The 1,587-nt window shown below is 45.6% G+C and carries 2 protein-coding genes; one reads left to right on the top strand and one right to left on the bottom strand.

Going from position 1 to position 1,587, the window contains the following annotated elements; genetic code table 11:
• Window positions 1–195: 195 nt before the first annotated feature.
• The gene (locus tag ACKLKD_RS27800; RefSeq protein WP_032738601.1) at window positions 196–573 is read left to right on the top strand and encodes a GNAT family N-acetyltransferase; all 378 of its coding nucleotides are present in this window, start codon (window positions 196–198) and stop codon (window positions 571–573) included.
• Window positions 574–773: 200 nt separating this feature from the next.
• On the opposite strand, the gene ACKLKD_RS27795 is transcribed toward ACKLKD_RS27800, so the two are convergent.
• Window positions 774–1,433: a type A-1 chloramphenicol O-acetyltransferase gene (locus tag ACKLKD_RS27795; RefSeq protein ID WP_011152976.1), complete on the bottom strand. Its 660-nt coding sequence runs from the start codon at window positions 1,431–1,433 to the stop codon at window positions 774–776.
• Between the last annotated feature and the right edge of the window lie 154 nt (window positions 1,434–1,587).

Below are 1,587 nucleotides of genomic sequence, written 5' to 3'. Positions count from 1 at the left end.
GTTCAACGCTAATATGATGATTCATAATTGATCCGAGACCAGGGTCTTCCCGACGGCAATGTTTGGTAAACAAAAGGAATGAACATGGAGGTAACCGTAGAGTTATGTCCCCCGGACGAGTGGGAATCCATGGTAGGGATTTTTACCGAAATGGAAGAACACTATTATGGCGAAGGTATCATTCAGGAAGCGTTGATGAAGGATTATCTCTGTAAAAAGTTATTCAACCGGCTTTCCGGTACCCTGGTGATCAGAGCGCGCTGCGGCAATAACATTACTGGCCTGGCATGTTGCAATATTCTTTATCCCTCGCCCCGATACAGCGGTCAGCTGCATATTAAAGAGCTGTATGTTTCTCAGTGCGATCGAAATAAGGGTACGGGTAAAGCGATAATGCGCTTTATAGCCCGGCTTGCGCTTGAACAGGAATGCCTTAGCCTTAGCTGGAACGCTGAAAAATCTAACCCCGGCGCTAACCGTTTTTATCAGGCTTTGGGAGGCAGAATAAATGATCATATCGTCAAATATTACCTCCACGGGGAGAGCCTGAGCAAACTGGCCTCAGGCATTTGAGAAGCACACGGTCACACTGCTTCCGGTAGTCAATAAACCGGTAAACCAGCAATAGACATAAGCGGCTATTTAACGACCCTGCCCTGAACCGACGACCGGGTCGAATTTGCTTTCGAATTTCTGCCATTCATCCGCTTATCATCACTTATTCAGGCGTAGCAACCAGGCGTTTAAGGGCACCAATAACTGCCTTAAAAAAATTACGCCCCGCCCTGCCACTCATTGCAGTACTGTTGTAATTCATTAAGCATTCTGCCGACATGGAAGCCATCACAAACGGCATGATGAACCTGAATCGCCAGCGGCATCAGCACCTTGTCGCCTTGCGTATAATATTTGCCCATGGTGAAAACGGGGGCGAAGAAGTTGTCCATATTGGCCACGTTTAAATCAAAACTGGTGAAACTCACCCAGGGATTGGCTGAGACGAAAAACATATTCTCAATAAACCCTTTAGGGAAATAGGCCAGGTTTTCACCGTAACACGCCACATCTTGCGAATATATGTGTAGAAACTGCCGGAAATCGTCGTGGTATTCACTCCAGAGCGATGAAAACGTTTCAGTTTGCTCATGGAAAACGGTGTAACAAGGGTGAATACTATCCCATATCACCAGCTCACCGTCTTTCATTGCCATACGGAATTCCGGATGAGCATTCATCAGGCGGGCAAGAATGTGAATAAAGGCCGGATAAAACTTGTGCTTATTTTTCTTTACGGTCTTTAAAAAGGCCGTAATATCCAGCTGAACGGTCTGGTTATAGGTACATTGAGCAACTGACTGAAATGCCTCAAAATGTTCTTTACGATGCCATTGGGATATATCAACGGTGGTATATCCAGTGATTTTTTTCTCCATTTTAGCTTCCTTAGCTCCTGAAAATCTCGATAACTCAAAAAATACGCCCGGTAGTGATCTTATTTCATTATGGTGAAAGTTGGAACCTCTTACGTGCCGATCAACGTCTCATTTTCGCCAAAAGTTGGCCCAGGGCTTCCCGGTATCAACAGGG

The organism is Klebsiella sp. 10982, from assembly GCF_048589245.1.
GTDB classification, from domain to species: Bacteria; Pseudomonadota; Gammaproteobacteria; order Enterobacterales; family Enterobacteriaceae; genus Klebsiella; species Klebsiella quasivariicola.
Note: the sequence above shows the minus strand (reverse complement) of the source record. Positions and strands in the feature narration are given on the sequence as shown.